Origin of the sequence: Prochlorococcus sp. MIT 1011 (assembly GCF_047305235.1) — a bacterium.
GTDB lineage: Bacteria > Cyanobacteriota > Cyanobacteriia > PCC-6307 > Cyanobiaceae > Prochlorococcus_B.
Genome location: NZ_CP138983.1, coordinates 872,166 through 886,563, shown reverse-complemented (window position 1 = coordinate 886,563; position 14,398 = coordinate 872,166). Strand labels below are relative to the sequence as shown.

Here is a 14,398-nt window from a genome sequence, read left to right as displayed (position 1 = left end):
GCTAAGTCTGATCTATCCTAAATTCATAATTGATTAAAAGGTAATGGATAAGAAAGGAGCCAAAGGGTACTGGATCTCAACTGCAAAGGTTATTAATCAAGAATTATTTAATGAATATGTCGAAAAAGTTGGACCATGGCTCAAAGAAAATGGTGGAGAGGTATTTGCGAAAGATACAGACCCAATAGGAAAAGAAAAAACTGAAGATTCAAACCTAGCCGTCATTTGTGAATTCCCATCAATGCGAATAGCAGTAGAAGCTTATGAATCCAGTGAATATCAAGAGCTATCAAAGCTACGTACAGCCGCGACAGTTAATTCTACTTTCACAATCATGGAGGGAATGGACGAGGCTACAAAACTTAGAAGAGCAATGGGAATGTAGATAATGGCATCAGCCACTTCACCATTCATTTCACATGGATGGATGAATTGAACTAATTCCTTACCGCATTAAAACTCAAGGAGGCATATTTTGATGAGTACTCAAAATAGAAGTGACGATCCAGAACTAGTCAGGAAAAACCTTGAATTAATTATTAGTTCGAACAATTACCAATTAGCCCATGAAGATAGAGAGTTACTCAATAGTGATGAAATGAGAGGAGTGCGAATGCTTCTAGAAATTAATAAACCAGAAAAAATCCTAGAAGAACAAAATATTTTATCAACAATCATCATCTTTGGAGGAGCGAGCCTTACCGATAAAAGCTCTATAAATAACAGACTTGAACTAGCGAAGAACTCTCTCACCAAAGATCCGAGCTCATCTGATTTACAGAGAGAAATAACACGTCTAAAGAATTTACAATCGATATCTCATTACTACGATTCGGCCAGAGAATTCGCAAAGATTGTCTCCAGACAAAACCAAAAAGAACACTGCAATTCACATGTAATTGTCACTGGTGGCGGCCCAGGGATTATGGAGGCTGCCAACAGAGGCGCTTTTGATGCCGACTGTAAATCCATAGGTTTAAATATAAGTCTCCCAAACGAACAACATCCCAATGCTTATATCACTCCTGGGCTTTGCTTCAAATTTAATTATTTCGCCTTACGAAAATTTCATTTTGTGATGCGATCAGTTGCAGCTGTCTTTTTCCCTGGGGGATTTGGAACATTTGATGAACTCTTTGAATTACTAACTCTTCGTCAAACAGGAATGAAAACACAAATCCCAATAATTCTATTTGGTCGAGATTATTGGTCGAAAGTGATCAACTTTCAATTTCTTTCAGACCATGGACTTATCTCAGATGAGCACATGAATCTCTTTCAATACGCCGATAGTGCTTCAGAAGCATGGGACATTATCAAACAATAAACGTATCATCTGATAATGGATTGGAAAACATCACTAGATTGGTATTGTTCAGGCAACATTCTCGAGGAAGAGGATATTGAGCTTTTAGAAAAACATTATCAACAGGTAATCAAAGAAATCGATACGAATGTCTCCCTTGAACTAGCTCCAAAACATATTTGTAATCAAACCAATATTCCAGAGGGAAGTTCTTGGTTTACAGCAGTAGCAGTTGTACTTGATCGATTAAATCCTGTTAAGACTGGCAAGCCAAGAAGTTTAATCGTTGATCAATTAAGAAGAAAGCAAAGCAGTTAAGCCCTCTTTATACAAAAGAGTTGAACACAAAAGACCCGATGCCCAACAAAGTCCTCTAGCAGGAGGAATATCGCCAACATAAGCACCGATATAGATAAACCTCACAATTGGGTGAACCCACGCAGCTATTACGGCCACAGGAGAGACAACACCAGCAATAAGACATAGCAGACATGCAGGAGCGTGAAGAGTTATGCTCTCCCAGCAATTTTGATGACACCAAACAGCTCTTTTACCAAAATCGGGGAGCTCGTCAAACAAAGCCCTTGGAGCACTCATATTCTCAGCAGAATATCCAGCTTTGACTCGGCCATAAGTTAGTGGGCCTATTGAAAGCAAAACAACAACGACAGACAGGCAAAGGCTCCAAGCAAAAGCTGTTTCCATGGAATAAAAAATGATATTTCGAGCCTAAGCGAGGCAGAGTCAAAGTGAGGATCAAAGGTTGGGTTTCACCTGATAAGCCTAAAAGTTCATTCAAATAAAATTTTCAAAAAGAAGATAAAAACACAATAATTAGTTAATAAGCTTGTTATTCTCTAGGAGTCATAAAGAGTTCTGCTCGACTAAATCATCCATTATCAAAGTAATCCAACCATGGACTGGGATTCTGCAAAACAACATTGCAATGAGCGAAACTGGCAATGGTCATTGGAATTAATCAATCAGGCACAAAAAGAGATGGAAGAATTAGAGACAAAACTAAAAAAATGTGAGGATCAGCAGAAAGCTAATCGTTTATATAACGCCTGTAATTACTAATGGAAGAAATGAGCGCAACAATAGTTCCATTGGGTTCACTTGCACTTTTATTTGCTGTGATATCAATCCTTGTGTTCCTTAGGAAGGCAAGTATCGCGAGACAAGCTGATGAGTCAATAAAAAATAGAATGGAGGCAAAAAGAAATGAAAAGACCGAATCTCTTGAAGAACAAAAAAAACGTTTAGAACTTTTGCTTAAAAAATAAAAAGGTACGTATTTACAAATTATCGTCGCTTATTTTGCCAATCCTTTTAATCGGATTAGATCCATCTCTATGATTCGCTGGATCAAATGGGAAATTTGTATCTGGCCCTAAAAGATCATCAATACTTTTGGTATCCATTGAGCCTTGATCATTTTCAATATCAACAGCAGTTGTCATTAACACCGGCTGTGCTTCAACTGACTGAAAGCAAAAACTAATTACTAAAAACAGGGACAGAAATAATCCAAACCAGGGTTTTATAACACTTTTCATTGAGAAGTAAAAGATTAACTATTTGCTCAAGGAAAGTATATTTCCTTATTTACTTTCAACTACTAGTCCTCAAAAATCAGACACGCAGGTGAGGAAGGATTTAAAGCACACTCTCTCTCCCAGTATGAAGCGATCGCTGTCATTCCTCTTTTGAGTGCCTCGTGTTTTCTACCTATGTCACCCATATTTTCTCTGGGGACACTAAATGAAGTTTGAAGTTTCATAGTTTTCCTCTTCAATTAATCTCGGTATAAACCATCAAGAAGGCCTATGACAAGTGAATTTATCCTCATCTTTCTCTTAAATTATTTTAGAGTCATCAATTAATATAATTTTAATCTAGGAAACTCCTTTTTTGACATCTGATCAGCTGCTTAAAAAAAGCAAAATCAACTCAACTAATTATGAGTTATGACAAGTGACTTCAACAATAATTTCAATAATGACATTAGGCATCGCTATTACAGGAATTTCAGTTTGGTGGGTAAGAACGACCCTCAAAGAAGGTAATAAGGCACTTGAAGAAAGCCAAAAGGAGAATCTAGACAATTAACACTTTCATAGATTTAGTTACAAAGAAATGCCTTGAAAAAAATCATTTGAACATTTAGTAAAAAAGCACCTCCACTTAAATAGGGAGGTGCTAAAAACACATTCTTCAGATCAACTAACAGTTACTTCTTATTAAGGGTAGCCTTAAACTTTGCGGGAGACCAAGCCTTAAGTTCCTCTTTTATCTCATTTTGACGTTCATCAAGAACTTTGATACGAGCTTGATAGCTCTCTTCTAGTCTTTTTCTGGAGTCCTCGATGTCGTCGAGTTCCTCTTGACGTTGATTACGCTTAAGCTCTTCAAGCTGACTATCAGAAACCACATAAACAGTTCTGGTAGGCGCAATTAAAGAATCAGAGAAAAAAGTGTCGAAGAGTGAAGTGTACATAACTTTTCTTTCGGAGTACACAACTACTCTGTCCTAAAGTAATTCAGTTAGGGATGAGGCATACCGTAGAAATTAATTCGGTAAATACAACTCACTTCGGTTGCTACTACTCAAAAGTTAGGAATACCGACCTCTAAAATTTTTCACAAAGCGTCTCTTAAAAGAGATAACAAAATAATGGCTACATATTCACTCTTACTTGGAATCCTCGTGATAATCATTTCATGGAAATTATTCAATGACTGGGCTTCTGGTCTGGCAGGATTTATTTATGGTGGCATCTTATTTTGGAGTATCAAATTATTTGTTCAACTCATTAATACTTTATTTGGATAAAAAATGATGTCTCCATTGATATCAAATAAAACTACTGAAACCATGTTTTAAGCCCCAAAAGATAGTCACCAAAATTGCTGACAAAGGTAGTGCGATGGCAAGTGTGATATTGATTGTTCTAAAAATCTTCCCAACTCCATTACTCGTATCTTTAGAAGGATCTACGATAAGTGGCATAGCGAATACGTATTTTTTTTATTTATAGGCGCAATTTCTGTTCTATTGGTTAGATTGTCGTAATTATCGAGACAGTCTCATGTATTTATTAGGTCTGGGACTATTAGTTTTAAGCACTTGGTATCTGATGAAGCTATACAAAAATTTCAATAACGATCCGATAGCAAAGAAAGAAATCGACAATGCATGGCAAGAAGCAAAGAAAGAGGCAAAAGGTAAAAATCCTTTTGCACCAGGAAGAATTAAAGATGCTCTCAATGCATATAAAGCCGATATGAATAAAAAAGATAACTAAAAGATAGAAAATCTAAAAAGATCAAAATATTTCTAAAAAGTAGTTAAATTAGTTTTTTATAGATTTAGTAGTGACGCCCTCATTAGTTCTAATGGATTATGTAGACAGAAAGACATTGAATAACGAACAACTAGAATATCTCGAGCAAGTTTTAAAAGCATCAATACAGAAATTGAAATTCACTGGTATCGAACCTGTAATTGCTAATAATGAAATATGTGATGCAGCACTCATTTCCCACGGTTCCTATGAAATAAGTTGTATTGCGTCCATACTTGATATGCTTCAGCCAACAGAAAAAACAATGGAGCGCAAAAAAAAAGTATTCAACTCTCTATGTAATGCAGGTTTAATAGTTACTGATTAAAGAAAGAGGCCTACCTGAGCAAACAGATCCAAATAAATATAAACAAGATAACTACCAAAAACACCAGTGAGAGGCATTGAACCTCTCATGCCGCCTGACGGTCTGGGTAAGCTTTATTTAGCAGCTTCAGGTGCTTTTCTGGCTTTGCGTGCACGTCTAGCAGGTCTACCAGCACTTGGCTTAACAACTGCAGAAACCTCAGCTTTAGCTTTGGCTGCAGCTTTTTTAGCTACTGGCTTTTTAGCTACTGCTTTCTTTGCTGTTGCCTTTTTAGCTACAGGCTTTTTAGCTACAGCTTTTTTAACTGTGGTTTTTTTTGCTGCAGCAGCTTTTGGAGCAGAGCCTTTACGTGTGCGATGAGAAAGAATTAAAGCCCATTCATCAGCGCTAATATTTGCTGGCTTATTTCCATGGACCTCAGAAACTTTAGCTGCTTTTTCGATATCTTTAATTAGGTTTTTCCAAGAAGCTGCGTAACGTTTATCAGACTGAGATTTAGCACCGCTTTCCACAAGGGTTTCAACCACTTGAGAAGCAGTAACCTTCTTACGACGCCTGTTAAAGATCTCCTTTTGCAAGGTAGCAATCAAGGCATCACCTTTAGCACTAACTTTGATGGATAACTGAGACATAACTCAATAATTACTTTCTTAATACATCTATCACATATAGGGTATTTAATTCAATAGTCAATGGTTAATCGACTACTAAATTTTCATATATCTATCAATATCAATTAAAATGACATCTTCAAATAATTGGATCTTGGCTATCAAGCTATATCAAGTGGGCGAGAGAAAAACCAAAACCAATACAAAAAAAATGCTAGTCAATAACGCTAATAGACCTCATATGCTGATCAAAGATGGCATGGGACACTAATAAGCAAATTGATCTATTCAAAGTGTCAGGCTATCTCTGGACACCAACCAATCTCTTTCTCTAGTTGCCGCATCCAAAGAAGACAACGTGAAATTAAATGGTCTCTATGAGGAAAAAGACGACGATGAACATGACACGAAAGAATTGTTCTGCAATGCTTGTCGCTGGAATAATTGAAATGTTGACATGTCATGCAAACGCAAGCTGAACATGTATTTTTGAGAACCCTTTATCAAGGAATTGCCACTCTTCTTCTTGACCGAATACCTGATCGGTGCAAGTTTCTTTGGGGCGAGGCGTAGACATTAATCAATTCCAATAGGTTGGGCTACGGCAGATACCCATTCTTCAGCCTTAAAGACAGCATATGGGGAAGCAGATGGAGTAATTTACCTGTAGCAGTACACATGTACTAGCAAGAATCAATAGATAATGTGATGCCGTATATTTCAAAACATCTAAAATATGTCGCCTGCAATACAAAAAATCGAACAAACAAGATGCTCAAACACGATGAATATTTCAAGGAGATAAAGGCTAGGTAAAGGTTATTTAAAAATAATTAAAAGGATAGGTCCACAACAAAACAAAAAAGCAATAAAAAAGCCCTCATCTCATGAGGGCAAAATAAAATGCTGAAGGATCCCCATCACCCAGCTTTACAAAATAATATCAAATCAATCAGATTAGGCAACATTTAACCACCATATGTTTTATCCCAGGCGTAAATGAACACCATCTGTAGGGGGGGGTTGATTTATATGGGAAATAGGGTTAGAAATAGTATCCCCATCACCCAGGCCCGTAGGACACCATACCTAGGGTCTTTTTTATTGGAAAACCTTTTACAGATGGATTTTGTCAATATTAAGCATCTAGGAGCTGTGGAAAACTTTTGTTATTTGAATGAATTTGCGAGCTACAAAAATATGTCCTTACCTAAATCTTCGGAAAAGTAGCTTATAAAGGTTTAAAAACGATTAATTGAAAAATCCTTCTCAATTAAGTAAAACGGTTTTAAATCTTTTAATTGATAGGAAAAAGACAATTACGCTAAAAACATTAAATCTATCGAATAAATCCAGTTGAAATCTTTATGTGATTACACAAAATGATTGATCTCAAAAGAAATAGCAAAAAAGAACCAATTGAAGCCACAGGCCTTCGAAGTCGTAAGTCTTCTCTCTATAAGCCAAATCAACAAGAAGATTTCAAAATTAGTAGAGGTCGTTTCTCGAATTATCTGACGTGTCAAAGGTGCTTTTATCTCGATAGGGTAAGAGGTCTTGATCCTCCTGGGACACCAGGTTGGACTCTCAATGAAACCACTGACCTATTACTAAAAAAAGAATTTGACGATTGCAGACAAAAGCAGGTTCCACACAGAATATTTGCATCTAATGGACTATCTCATGTTGTTCCATTTGATCATCCTGAAATAGATAACTGGAGAAACTCACTCAATCGGGGACTAATGCATCGTTACAAGGATACCGGAATAATTTTGACTGGAGGTGTAGACGATATTTGGCAAGACACTATTACAAGACAATTAATAATTGTGGATTACAAATCACAAGCAAAAAACGGAAGAGTTGATAAGAAAGATTATTTAGAGGATCCTTTTCACGAGGCCTATAAAATTCAAATGGACTTTTATGCTTACTTACTCTCGGGGATGGGTTTTAGTGTTCATCCAATATCATATTTTTTAGTTTGTAATGCAAAGAGGGATGAAGATGAATTTAATAAGACCATGCATTTTGATGAATATCTTGTTCCCTACAAATGGAGCAATGATTGGATAGAGAGTCGACTAGATGAAATGGTCACACTAATGAATCAATCAGAGATTCCAGAATCAAATCCTTCATGCAAGAACTGCGCCTATGCAGATCAATATTCGAAAATACTGTTTTCAGGAAATTCAAGAAAAAAAGAAATTACACAAGGAACTTTGCCATTATTTTAAGAACGCTAATATTTTTAAAAATGATTCTGATCAAAAAACGTCTAAAGGATTAATGGGATGTGCGGAAGATATCAGCTATTAACAAAATTTATAAATTTACCTGATCTTTTAAAAAAAGATGTGCCAAAGGGACTGAGTCAAAATTATGAACCACAAATATTAATCAAACCAGGTTCTCCAATTCTTGTTCTTAAGAATGAAGGCAAGACACAAACAACCCTAATGCTATGGGGGTTTATATCTGAGTGGAGTAAAGACCCTTTTCAGAACACAAGGCCAAAGCCATTTAACGCGAGATCAGAAAGTGTTGAAGAGAAGAAACTTTTTCGTGCAAGCTGGAAGCATAAGAGATGTTTAATACCAGCCAGTGGTTTTCTTGAAAAAGGTCACCTAATAGGTAGAAAAGATTCTCAAACTTTCTGGTTAGGAGGACTTTGGAATCGATGGATGTCTAAAGAAGGATGTGAACTAGAGAGCTGTTGTGTGCTAACGACCGAACCAAATGATTTAGTCAAACAATTTCATAACCGTATGCCCGTTATTATTCCAAATGGGCTAGAAGAAGAATGGATCTCTTCAGTTAAAAATGCTCAAGGCCTTAAAGCTTTAAAACCGCTAATGACTAAATGGGACCCAGAAGAATGGACAGCCGAGCCAATAAACAAACCTAATGCCGACCAATTATCCTTCCTATAAAATCAAGATATAAAAGGGCTTATACAAGCCCTTTTATACATTTTATAAGATCAGGACTTCAATGATCGTGATGAACTTCTGCCGAGTTAGGCATTTCATGGGCAGAAGACAATTTCTTCAATGATTGAGATCCACAAATAGCAGACAGAGCGATCACAACCAAGGATGCAGTGCTTAACAATTGAAGCACTATCGGGAGATGTGAATTAATTCTTTCTCTAAAGGTAGTCATTTGGGAAGTTAATTAACACTCCATTTAAACAAAAAGAATAAGCACCGTCCATATCTTGAATATTATGAACTAAATAGCTAAAAGCAAAAAAATAAGCATAAATAAATTTAGTCCTACTGTTAAGAGTGATGATGTACTTGGTTTAAATTCATTAGCCAAAACTAGGGACTCACTCTCTTATTGATTTCTAATTATGACCTAAATATTTAAAAGTCTCATAAGATACATAATGAAGATTAGATATTGAAAGAAAGCAAATGAATAAATAAATGTAAAATTAAGCCAATTATTAACTCAAAACTACTCATGGCTGAAAAATTAATAAAGCCTAAAACCACTAGACGTCAGATATCTGATTAAAATTAGCCAAAACAAAATTAATGGTGATGGACGGAAATAAAATGGATCTTCCTTCTCTAGACAAACTTAAAGAATTAGAAAAAAGCGCAAGAGTAGATGGGAGTGGCATTGAATTTGACTCTCTATTAGGACTATGGAAATTTAATTCAGTTTGGAAGCAGGGATCAGATACAGAAGACACGATTTCAAGCACATTGCTACAGGTTCTTTCAGCCAGTCTAGAGTTGAAGAAAGATACACAGAATCCAGAAGAAGATAAATTTACTATCGCCAACGCAATTAAATTTGGATTACTAACCCTGAGATTCAGTGGCTACGCGAATTTAGAAAGGAAGCAGCCATTACTACCCTTTACTTTTGATTGCATTCAAATAAAACTAGCTTCATTAACTATTCTAAAGAGATCTCTACCGGCACCGGATCAAAAGAAGAGGCCGTTTTTTGCATTAATAGCTATCGACCCAAATGGTAAATGGTTGTCAGCAAGGGGAAAAGGTGGAGGACTTGCCCTATGGGTAAAAGATAAATAAGCAAATAGCTTTGAATAACCCTAGATATTTTATTCAGCAAATTCTTCTAAGAATATTTTTAATAACCAAAATCTCCGAACATAAATTAATAATCAAATGTTACACATGACATCAAGCGATAACTTTATTTCTTAAAGAAATCCTATCAATAGAATTTGGATGCTCTCGAACAAATTTATTGAACTCAATCGCTAACTGTCTAGCTTCAAAAGCATCAATGGCATAAAACCCTAACTCATGTCTTTTGTTAGCTAGATCTCGGTAGGTAACAGCGTATCTCTTACAGGATGTAATTGGTCTGGAAGACAATTTTTTAAATATCAACTGCCAAAATTCTAAAAATAACAAAATGGTTCTGAAAGAAATCTACCGAACAATTTGGGATAGGAAACCGAATATAAAAAGACAAATGCTTTTGATCAATTAGATCTCAAATAATATCTGAACTAAATTCTTGATGAAGATCGTGGTAACCAAATTTTAGTTAAATTGTATTTTTAAAAATTGTTTAAATTTGAAAAGACTTGAAAATTACAAAGCATCTAAATATTCAATTATTAGAAAATCTAATTACATTAATAATAAATACTTTATAGATTTGGTATTTCTCCCTACATACAGACATTAAGGAAAAAGGTAACTTTAAAAAAATTATTCAATTAATTAAAGTTATGACTTTAGATATTTACAAAGCGATTGTTAAAGCCTCCGAGCAAGGGAATTTATGGGGACTCAAACGAACTGATTACTAACTATGTTTAAATTCACCAAATTTAAGTTTATTCAACTCATTATATTATGGAATATACCAATCCTAATTTTATTTATAGGAATAATCTCAATACCCATGGAATTATCTGATTCAATTTCAATTTTTTAACAACTCAGATCTCTACACAAAAAAATTTCTTTTGGTAGAGAAATAATTAATCAATAAAACTAACCATTAAAATCTAGATATGCACTACTTTTAAACATTTGAAATGGCTAGAAATAGTAAAATATGGTATTTGATCTATGGCGATTCCATAAGTACACGACCCTTGTTTTATTAAGCAGCTTTAAACTGAACACTGCTGTTGTCGGTCCATGTCCAAGCAGACTTCTCCATTGTAGATAGATCGACTCTGTGGCTCGCCATCCAGTCTCCATTGGCTTCTATAAATTTCTCAATATTCCCCTCTGGGTGCTGATGTATAACAATTATTTTTTGAGGGTCATCATCACTACACCCTCTGTACAAAGGCTGAATATTAAACTCTCTATGCCTTCTTGTAGCTTCTTTGCTGTCGAAAATTGCAGCCCACTCATCAAAGGTGCTTTCAACCTTAAAAGTAAAAACTGAGGTGACAGTAGAAGACATATAAAATCTTTAATATGGGCAAACGATACCCAAACAAAACAAAACTGACTAACAGTTGTTGTAAAAACTAGATAATTAAGAAAACTTTCTGCTAGAAATAGCTGATGCAGATACCAAAAAAAACCATCAAACGAATCATCAACTTAATTGTTGTTCTAATCGTTGCCATTGTTGGGTACATCAAAGTAAAGCACCCATTTAGTTATTTAATCGGAGTCCCTGTTACCAGTTGGGTCGTTTATCTTTTATGTAATGCCATGTGCACAGATATTCTTTTTGGAGAAAGATTAGGTTGTTCAGAAAAAAGTATTTACAAGGAGAAATAAGCTAACTACGAATTCAGACTTTCTCAATCAGTGAAAAGAACCAGATACCCTAACCTGAAAAGTACTTGCAAAGATAAACTAAAGTTAAGATAACGAATTAATCATAAAATTACTCCTGACAACTCAACATCACAAAATGATATTCGCTTTACTCAGTTGGAAATAATCTTTCTTTTAGCTGAATTAATACCATGTCTTTTAATAGGCTATTTACTAGGACGATTTAAAAAAGATTTATCCCTAACGATATCTCGTCCTTTAATGAGCTATGGAATTCCTATCAGCTTGATGGGGATATTACTTAAGTCTGGCCTTGAATCACCTTTAATTGAATCTGCTCTATTAGCGTTAGTAGCTATTGGCTTTTTAATGACTCTATTAAATTGCCTTCCTGGTATAAAAAACTTAATACCAAACAGATCTCTTCAATTAGGTAGTGCATTCGGAAATACTGGGTATTTCGGAATACCAGTTTCACTAGCACTGCTTCCAAATCATGCTTTGATTTACAGCATAGGTTTTGACCTTGGTGCGACATTGGTAATTTGGAGTATCGGTCCAATACTGCTAACAGATCCTTCAAAAGTTTTAAGCTCTAATAGATATTGGCAGAATTTCATAAAAGCAATCTTTAGAAGCCCTGCTGTAAATGGACTGATTGGCGCATTAATTGTTCATTCATCACCATGGAATGAACAAATAACAGCCTTACTTTGGATACCTTCAAGGGTTGTAATTGTTTTAGCACTTTTAATCGTTGGAATGCGTCTAAGTTGGTTGAGGAAAGCAAATCTCTCAAGAATAAAAATCCAAATAACATCCATAAAAAATGCTTTAATCATGAAACTGGTTGGATTGCCAGTCATTATGTTGATCATTTCCTCAGCGATCAGATTACCCAACGTCATGCGAGAGGCTTTAGTACTTCAATCAGCTGCGCCAACAGCAATATCTGTCTTACTAATATCCCAAGCGGCGTCAAGAGATGAAGATGAAGCCACATCGCTTGTTGTCTTAAGTACGATTATCGCGCTCATATCAATCCCTGCTTGGTTGATGATTTTAAGATTGTAAAAAGTTAACAACTATCGCCTTTTAACTCAGTTTGTCTAAGTTGTAAGAAATACAATTTTTTTAATGACCTCAGCTACAGCAACAAAAGCGACAGCAAAGAAAACAGCGGCAGTAAAATCATCAGCAGTAAAATCTCAATCAATTTATTCATCAACCCAATCAAGATTTGCCAGTTCAAAGCTAATTCAAAACCTAGGTTCATCTAATGATGGAGTTCAATTCGATTTTTCAAGTTCTTTAAGAACTGCATTTGGAAGGGACTAAAAGGATATGGACCTTTTAAAAACACTTTTTACAGTTGCTATATGTCTAGGTATTGGATGGGCAATCTCAAAAGGGATCATGTTTGGTTTGACTCATATTTAATATTCCTGAATAATGGCATCCTACAAATGAGGAACTTGAAGTGATAGAAAGTGCATGTATGCAAGTCAAAGTCGCATGCGAAAAAATTAAAAGCGCAAACAACTGCAAATAAAAAATATATTTCAAATATGCTTAACGAAATAGCAGATCATTATCAAGAAAATTAATGGGTAAAGAATGGGAACCAAAAGAAGAGCATCAAGCAGTTATTGCAAGGAGTATAGAGTTTATTTCTGATGAATTAGTTGAGTTACAAGTGGCTTTACGGTGTCCAAATTCATTTATTGTTGAAATAGCTAATAGGGTAGTATCTGAATATAAAACAAACCAAATCATCATTAGAAGAGATGAAGAATAAATGGAATTTCTGCAATCACATGATTTAAACCAATTGGGGCTTTGGAACCCTCTTATTGGAGGTATTCTTCTTTACGTTGGCTTAAATCTAAAAATCACTGAGGTTGATCCTAATGAGTAATCAATACATGAAAAATGAGTACAACGATAAGGAAAGGTTCAATTTATTAGAATAGTTTTGGATGAAACAAGGAACTCTTGAACTAATTTTTTTTGCTCTGATTTTCTTGAGTCTTCAATTTTGGTGGATAAGGATGACAATTAAAAATGGTCGAACTGGAGAAGTAGATAAATGGGGGCAAAAAACAAACCCAAAAAAACTAAATGAATTTGAGAAAGTGAAGCAAGATTTAGAAAAACTTTTTCGATCTTAGTTCTCAATATTACTAAAACTCTTTAAATAATGAACTATCAAATTTTGCTTGAAAGCTACGCTGCTGGTGAATGTATTAATAAAGACGAAATATCATTACTAGAATTAGAACTTGATTCTCAACTTGAATCTATTAAATTTTCTCGTACTCAAGGTTGCACAGAAAAAGCACCAAAGCACATTTGCGAGGCAGCTCAAGTTTGCGAAGGTAGTAGTTGGCTCACTTGCTTTGCTTCAATACTAGATAAGGCCAATCCCCTTTCTCTTGGGAATAAATCAAGAGGAGCAAAAGTAATTGATGCACTTCTAGATAACAATTATTTAATGAATTAAAATAGTAAAAACAATTATCAATTCATTATTAATAGACAAATTATTATTAAACAAATCCAATGAGCAATAGTGAAAGTCGTGAAGAAAGGAAAAAACGTTTTAAAAATCTTTCAAGTGCAGAAAGAAAAATGTTGATTAGAAAGAAACTAGAACTACAAGGTTTAACAGAGGGAAGCGGTGTGATGGGAAAGGATCAATCTTCTTACGACAAAGAAGAAATGATAGATTTAATTCTATTAACAAGATGTTTTCAAAAGAATAAATTTCAATAACTCATCCAACCAAAATTTGTTTTACGAAGTTAGTCCCTGCAAAATGGGCATATGAATAAACCTATTAAAAAAAAGAGAATTACCTTTGCAAGGTTTGCTGTTCGTACTCTTGCTATTTCTGCAAGCACCCTCGCTCTATTTGATTTTCTAAAAGGAGACTATCAAGCTGGAGGGCTTCTAGCACTTGGATGGTTAACCATCGTGATCGGGGAGAAAAGGATGTTTAATGGGGAAAAGACAAATGAAGAAACCTAAGAAAATTTCCAACTGTTAACTATCAA

The 14,398-nt window shown here is 35.1% G+C and carries 29 protein-coding genes; 20 read left to right on the top strand and 9 right to left on the bottom strand.

The genetic code is table 11. From position 1 onward, the window contains the following. Window positions 1-43 precede the first annotated feature (43 nt). The 3 genes from SIB75_RS05445 to SIB75_RS05435 all read left to right on the top strand — a co-directional run bounded on the left by SIB75_RS05445 (window position 44) and on the right by SIB75_RS05435 (window position 1,624). A complete protein-coding gene (locus tag SIB75_RS05445) occupies window positions 44-385 on the top strand; it encodes a DUF1330 domain-containing protein (RefSeq protein ID WP_413390646.1) in 342 nt (113 codons plus the stop codon). Window positions 386-478: 93 nt separating this feature from the next. Then, window positions 479-1,327: an LOG family protein gene (locus tag SIB75_RS05440; protein WP_413684593.1), complete on the top strand. Its 849-nt coding sequence runs from the start codon at window positions 479-481 to the stop codon at window positions 1,325-1,327. 15 nt (window positions 1,328-1,342) lie between these two features. After that, window positions 1,343-1,624 carry a hypothetical protein gene (locus SIB75_RS05435; RefSeq protein ID WP_413684591.1) on the top strand — a complete coding sequence of 94 codons (282 nt, stop codon included), beginning with the start codon at window positions 1,343-1,345 and terminating at the stop codon, window positions 1,622-1,624. On the opposite strand, the gene SIB75_RS05430 is transcribed toward SIB75_RS05435, so the two are convergent. Beyond that, complete coding sequence (locus SIB75_RS05430; RefSeq protein ID WP_413684589.1) at window positions 1,601-2,011, bottom strand: MAPEG family protein; 411 nt, start codon at window positions 2,009-2,011, stop codon at window positions 1,601-1,603. The genes SIB75_RS05435 and SIB75_RS05430 overlap by 24 nt on opposite strands. 210 nt (window positions 2,012-2,221) lie before the next feature. Here SIB75_RS05430 and SIB75_RS05425 point away from each other — a divergent pair, with 210 nt between their 5' ends. Next, window positions 2,222-2,386, top strand: a complete 165-nt coding sequence (locus SIB75_RS05425) for a hypothetical protein (protein WP_269605828.1) — start codon at window positions 2,222-2,224, stop codon at window positions 2,384-2,386. An 8-nt stretch (window positions 2,387-2,394) separates the two neighbouring features. Continuing rightward, a complete protein-coding gene (locus tag SIB75_RS05420; protein ID WP_413684587.1) occupies window positions 2,395-2,592 on the top strand; it encodes a hypothetical protein in 198 nt (65 codons plus the stop codon). A gap of 12 nt (window positions 2,593-2,604) precedes the next feature. On the opposite strand, the gene SIB75_RS05415 is transcribed toward SIB75_RS05420, so the two are convergent. Continuing rightward, a complete protein-coding gene (locus SIB75_RS05415) occupies window positions 2,605-2,865 on the bottom strand; it encodes a hypothetical protein (protein ID WP_413684586.1) in 261 nt (86 codons plus the stop codon). 62 nt (window positions 2,866-2,927) lie between these two features. After that, window positions 2,928-3,089: a hypothetical protein gene (locus tag SIB75_RS05410; RefSeq protein WP_413684584.1), complete on the bottom strand. Its 162-nt coding sequence runs from the start codon at window positions 3,087-3,089 to the stop codon at window positions 2,928-2,930. A gap of 194 nt (window positions 3,090-3,283) precedes the next feature. Here SIB75_RS05410 and SIB75_RS05405 point away from each other — a divergent pair, with 194 nt between their 5' ends. Further along, the gene (locus SIB75_RS05405; protein WP_269617062.1) at window positions 3,284-3,418 is read left to right on the top strand and encodes a hypothetical protein; all 135 of its coding nucleotides are present in this window, start codon (window positions 3,284-3,286) and stop codon (window positions 3,416-3,418) included. 121 nt (window positions 3,419-3,539) lie between these two features. Here SIB75_RS05405 and SIB75_RS05400 read toward each other — a convergent pair whose 3' ends face one another. After that, window positions 3,540-3,827 carry a hypothetical protein gene (locus SIB75_RS05400; RefSeq protein WP_413684582.1) on the bottom strand — a complete coding sequence of 96 codons (288 nt, stop codon included), beginning with the start codon at window positions 3,825-3,827 and terminating at the stop codon, window positions 3,540-3,542. Between the two features lie 156 nt (window positions 3,828-3,983). Here SIB75_RS05400 and SIB75_RS05395 point away from each other — a divergent pair, with 156 nt between their 5' ends. Further along, window positions 3,984-4,142 (top strand): hypothetical protein, encoded by a 159-nt coding sequence (locus SIB75_RS05395; protein WP_413684581.1) that lies wholly within the window; start codon window positions 3,984-3,986, stop codon window positions 4,140-4,142. A 21-nt stretch (window positions 4,143-4,163) separates the two neighbouring features. Here the strand turns inward: SIB75_RS05395 and SIB75_RS05390 are convergent, their stop codons facing one another. Further along, window positions 4,164-4,319, bottom strand: coding sequence for a hypothetical protein (locus tag SIB75_RS05390; protein ID WP_269605837.1), 156 nt, complete (start codon window positions 4,317-4,319; stop codon window positions 4,164-4,166). 127 nt (window positions 4,320-4,446) lie between these two features. Between SIB75_RS05390 and SIB75_RS05385 the strand changes: the two genes are divergently transcribed. Beyond that, on the top strand, window positions 4,447-4,614 hold the full coding sequence (locus SIB75_RS05385; protein ID WP_413684578.1) for a hypothetical protein: 168 nt from the start codon (window positions 4,447-4,449) through the stop codon (window positions 4,612-4,614). Window positions 4,615-4,684: 70 nt separating this feature from the next. Then, on the top strand, window positions 4,685-4,981 hold the full coding sequence (locus tag SIB75_RS05380; protein ID WP_413684577.1) for a hypothetical protein: 297 nt from the start codon (window positions 4,685-4,687) through the stop codon (window positions 4,979-4,981). 113 nt (window positions 4,982-5,094) lie between these two features. Here the strand turns inward: SIB75_RS05380 and SIB75_RS05375 are convergent, their stop codons facing one another. Beyond that, window positions 5,095-5,613 (bottom strand): hypothetical protein, encoded by a 519-nt coding sequence (locus SIB75_RS05375; RefSeq protein WP_413684576.1) that lies wholly within the window; start codon window positions 5,611-5,613, stop codon window positions 5,095-5,097. 1,361 nt (window positions 5,614-6,974) lie between these two features. Here SIB75_RS05375 and SIB75_RS05370 point away from each other — a divergent pair. Together SIB75_RS05370 and SIB75_RS05365 are read left to right on the top strand one after the other, a co-directional pair. Next, window positions 6,975-7,835, top strand: a complete 861-nt coding sequence (locus SIB75_RS05370) for a PD-(D/E)XK nuclease family protein (protein WP_413684574.1) — start codon at window positions 6,975-6,977, stop codon at window positions 7,833-7,835. A 57-nt stretch (window positions 7,836-7,892) separates the two neighbouring features. Beyond that, window positions 7,893-8,531, top strand: a complete 639-nt coding sequence (locus SIB75_RS05365) for an SOS response-associated peptidase (protein WP_413684572.1) — start codon at window positions 7,893-7,895, stop codon at window positions 8,529-8,531. Window positions 8,532-8,589: 58 nt separating this feature from the next. Here SIB75_RS05365 and SIB75_RS05360 read toward each other — a convergent pair whose 3' ends face one another. Continuing rightward, on the bottom strand, window positions 8,590-8,763 hold the full coding sequence (locus SIB75_RS05360) for a hypothetical protein (RefSeq protein WP_269605849.1): 174 nt from the start codon (window positions 8,761-8,763) through the stop codon (window positions 8,590-8,592). Between the two features lie 386 nt (window positions 8,764-9,149). On the opposite strand from SIB75_RS05360, the gene SIB75_RS05355 reads away from it, so the two are divergent. Next, complete coding sequence (locus SIB75_RS05355; protein WP_413684570.1) at window positions 9,150-9,653, top strand: hypothetical protein; 504 nt, start codon at window positions 9,150-9,152, stop codon at window positions 9,651-9,653. Window positions 9,654-9,764: 111 nt separating this feature from the next. Here SIB75_RS05355 and SIB75_RS05350 read toward each other — a convergent pair whose 3' ends face one another. Both SIB75_RS05350 and SIB75_RS05345 read right to left on the bottom strand, forming a co-directional pair. After that, entirely contained in the window at window positions 9,765-9,962 is a 198-nt protein-coding gene (locus SIB75_RS05350) for a hypothetical protein (RefSeq protein WP_413684568.1), read from the bottom strand. Between the two features lie 742 nt (window positions 9,963-10,704). Further along, window positions 10,705-11,016: a DUF3764 family protein gene (locus SIB75_RS05345; RefSeq protein ID WP_158466703.1), complete on the bottom strand. Its 312-nt coding sequence runs from the start codon at window positions 11,014-11,016 to the stop codon at window positions 10,705-10,707. A gap of 104 nt (window positions 11,017-11,120) precedes the next feature. Between SIB75_RS05345 and SIB75_RS05340 the strand changes: the two genes are divergently transcribed. From SIB75_RS05340 to SIB75_RS05305, 8 genes are all read left to right on the top strand, one after another. Beyond that, window positions 11,121-11,342: a hypothetical protein gene (locus tag SIB75_RS05340; protein ID WP_413684566.1), complete on the top strand. Its 222-nt coding sequence runs from the start codon at window positions 11,121-11,123 to the stop codon at window positions 11,340-11,342. A gap of 156 nt (window positions 11,343-11,498) precedes the next feature. Beyond that, window positions 11,499-12,416, top strand: coding sequence for an AEC family transporter (locus tag SIB75_RS05335; protein WP_413684565.1), 918 nt, complete (start codon window positions 11,499-11,501; stop codon window positions 12,414-12,416). Between the two features lie 63 nt (window positions 12,417-12,479). After that, on the top strand, window positions 12,480-12,680 hold the full coding sequence (locus tag SIB75_RS05330) for a hypothetical protein (RefSeq protein WP_413677957.1): 201 nt from the start codon (window positions 12,480-12,482) through the stop codon (window positions 12,678-12,680). 268 nt (window positions 12,681-12,948) lie between these two features. Continuing rightward, window positions 12,949-13,140 (top strand): hypothetical protein, encoded by a 192-nt coding sequence (locus tag SIB75_RS05325; protein WP_413684563.1) that lies wholly within the window; start codon window positions 12,949-12,951, stop codon window positions 13,138-13,140. Window positions 13,141-13,321: 181 nt separating this feature from the next. Beyond that, window positions 13,322-13,513 carry a hypothetical protein gene (locus SIB75_RS05320; protein WP_413684561.1) on the top strand — a complete coding sequence of 64 codons (192 nt, stop codon included), beginning with the start codon at window positions 13,322-13,324 and terminating at the stop codon, window positions 13,511-13,513. Window positions 13,514-13,542: 29 nt separating this feature from the next. Then, window positions 13,543-13,845 (top strand): hypothetical protein, encoded by a 303-nt coding sequence (locus tag SIB75_RS05315; protein WP_413684560.1) that lies wholly within the window; start codon window positions 13,543-13,545, stop codon window positions 13,843-13,845. A gap of 59 nt (window positions 13,846-13,904) precedes the next feature. Next, window positions 13,905-14,117, top strand: coding sequence for a hypothetical protein (locus tag SIB75_RS05310; protein ID WP_413684559.1), 213 nt, complete (start codon window positions 13,905-13,907; stop codon window positions 14,115-14,117). Window positions 14,118-14,168: 51 nt separating this feature from the next. Then, window positions 14,169-14,372 carry a hypothetical protein gene (locus SIB75_RS05305; protein WP_413684558.1) on the top strand — a complete coding sequence of 68 codons (204 nt, stop codon included), beginning with the start codon at window positions 14,169-14,171 and terminating at the stop codon, window positions 14,370-14,372. The last annotated feature ends 26 nt before the right edge of the window (window positions 14,373-14,398 follow it).

Excerpts from the sequence above, each read along its gene's own strand:
- SIB75_RS05445 (WP_413390646.1), top strand. The coding sequence starts at position 44 with ATGGATAAGAAAGGAGCCAAAGGGTACTGGATCTCAACTGCAAAGGTT.
- SIB75_RS05440 (WP_413684593.1), top strand. The coding sequence starts at position 479 with ATGAGTACTCAAAATAGAAGTGACGATCCAGAACTAGTCAGGAAAAAC.
- SIB75_RS05435 (WP_413684591.1), top strand. The coding sequence starts at position 1,343 with ATGGATTGGAAAACATCACTAGATTGGTATTGTTCAGGCAACATTCTC.
- SIB75_RS05430 (WP_413684589.1), bottom strand. The coding sequence starts at position 2,011 with ATGGAAACAGCTTTTGCTTGGAGCCTTTGCCTGTCTGTCGTTGTTGTT.
- SIB75_RS05425 (WP_269605828.1), top strand. The coding sequence starts at position 2,222 with ATGGACTGGGATTCTGCAAAACAACATTGCAATGAGCGAAACTGGCAA.
- SIB75_RS05420 (WP_413684587.1), top strand. The coding sequence starts at position 2,395 with ATGAGCGCAACAATAGTTCCATTGGGTTCACTTGCACTTTTATTTGCT.
- SIB75_RS05415 (WP_413684586.1), bottom strand. The coding sequence starts at position 2,865 with ATGAAAAGTGTTATAAAACCCTGGTTTGGATTATTTCTGTCCCTGTTT.
- SIB75_RS05410 (WP_413684584.1), bottom strand. The coding sequence starts at position 3,089 with ATGAAACTTCAAACTTCATTTAGTGTCCCCAGAGAAAATATGGGTGAC.
- SIB75_RS05395 (WP_413684581.1), top strand. The coding sequence starts at position 3,984 with ATGGCTACATATTCACTCTTACTTGGAATCCTCGTGATAATCATTTCA.
- SIB75_RS05390 (WP_269605837.1), bottom strand. The coding sequence starts at position 4,319 with ATGCCACTTATCGTAGATCCTTCTAAAGATACGAGTAATGGAGTTGGG.
- SIB75_RS05385 (WP_413684578.1), top strand. The coding sequence starts at position 4,447 with ATGAAGCTATACAAAAATTTCAATAACGATCCGATAGCAAAGAAAGAA.
- SIB75_RS05375 (WP_413684576.1), bottom strand. The coding sequence starts at position 5,613 with ATGTCTCAGTTATCCATCAAAGTTAGTGCTAAAGGTGATGCCTTGATT.
- SIB75_RS05370 (WP_413684574.1), top strand. The coding sequence starts at position 6,975 with ATGATTGATCTCAAAAGAAATAGCAAAAAAGAACCAATTGAAGCCACA.
- SIB75_RS05365 (WP_413684572.1), top strand. The coding sequence starts at position 7,893 with ATGTGCGGAAGATATCAGCTATTAACAAAATTTATAAATTTACCTGAT.
- SIB75_RS05360 (WP_269605849.1), bottom strand. The coding sequence starts at position 8,763 with ATGACTACCTTTAGAGAAAGAATTAATTCACATCTCCCGATAGTGCTT.
- SIB75_RS05355 (WP_413684570.1), top strand. The coding sequence starts at position 9,150 with ATGGACGGAAATAAAATGGATCTTCCTTCTCTAGACAAACTTAAAGAA.
- SIB75_RS05345 (WP_158466703.1), bottom strand. The coding sequence starts at position 11,016 with ATGTCTTCTACTGTCACCTCAGTTTTTACTTTTAAGGTTGAAAGCACC.
- SIB75_RS05340 (WP_413684566.1), top strand. The coding sequence starts at position 11,121 with ATGCAGATACCAAAAAAAACCATCAAACGAATCATCAACTTAATTGTT.
- SIB75_RS05330 (WP_413677957.1), top strand. The coding sequence starts at position 12,480 with ATGACCTCAGCTACAGCAACAAAAGCGACAGCAAAGAAAACAGCGGCA.
- SIB75_RS05325 (WP_413684563.1), top strand. The coding sequence starts at position 12,949 with ATGGGTAAAGAATGGGAACCAAAAGAAGAGCATCAAGCAGTTATTGCA.
- SIB75_RS05320 (WP_413684561.1), top strand. The coding sequence starts at position 13,322 with ATGAAACAAGGAACTCTTGAACTAATTTTTTTTGCTCTGATTTTCTTG.
- SIB75_RS05315 (WP_413684560.1), top strand. The coding sequence starts at position 13,543 with ATGAACTATCAAATTTTGCTTGAAAGCTACGCTGCTGGTGAATGTATT.
- SIB75_RS05310 (WP_413684559.1), top strand. The coding sequence starts at position 13,905 with ATGAGCAATAGTGAAAGTCGTGAAGAAAGGAAAAAACGTTTTAAAAAT.
- SIB75_RS05305 (WP_413684558.1), top strand. The coding sequence starts at position 14,169 with ATGAATAAACCTATTAAAAAAAAGAGAATTACCTTTGCAAGGTTTGCT.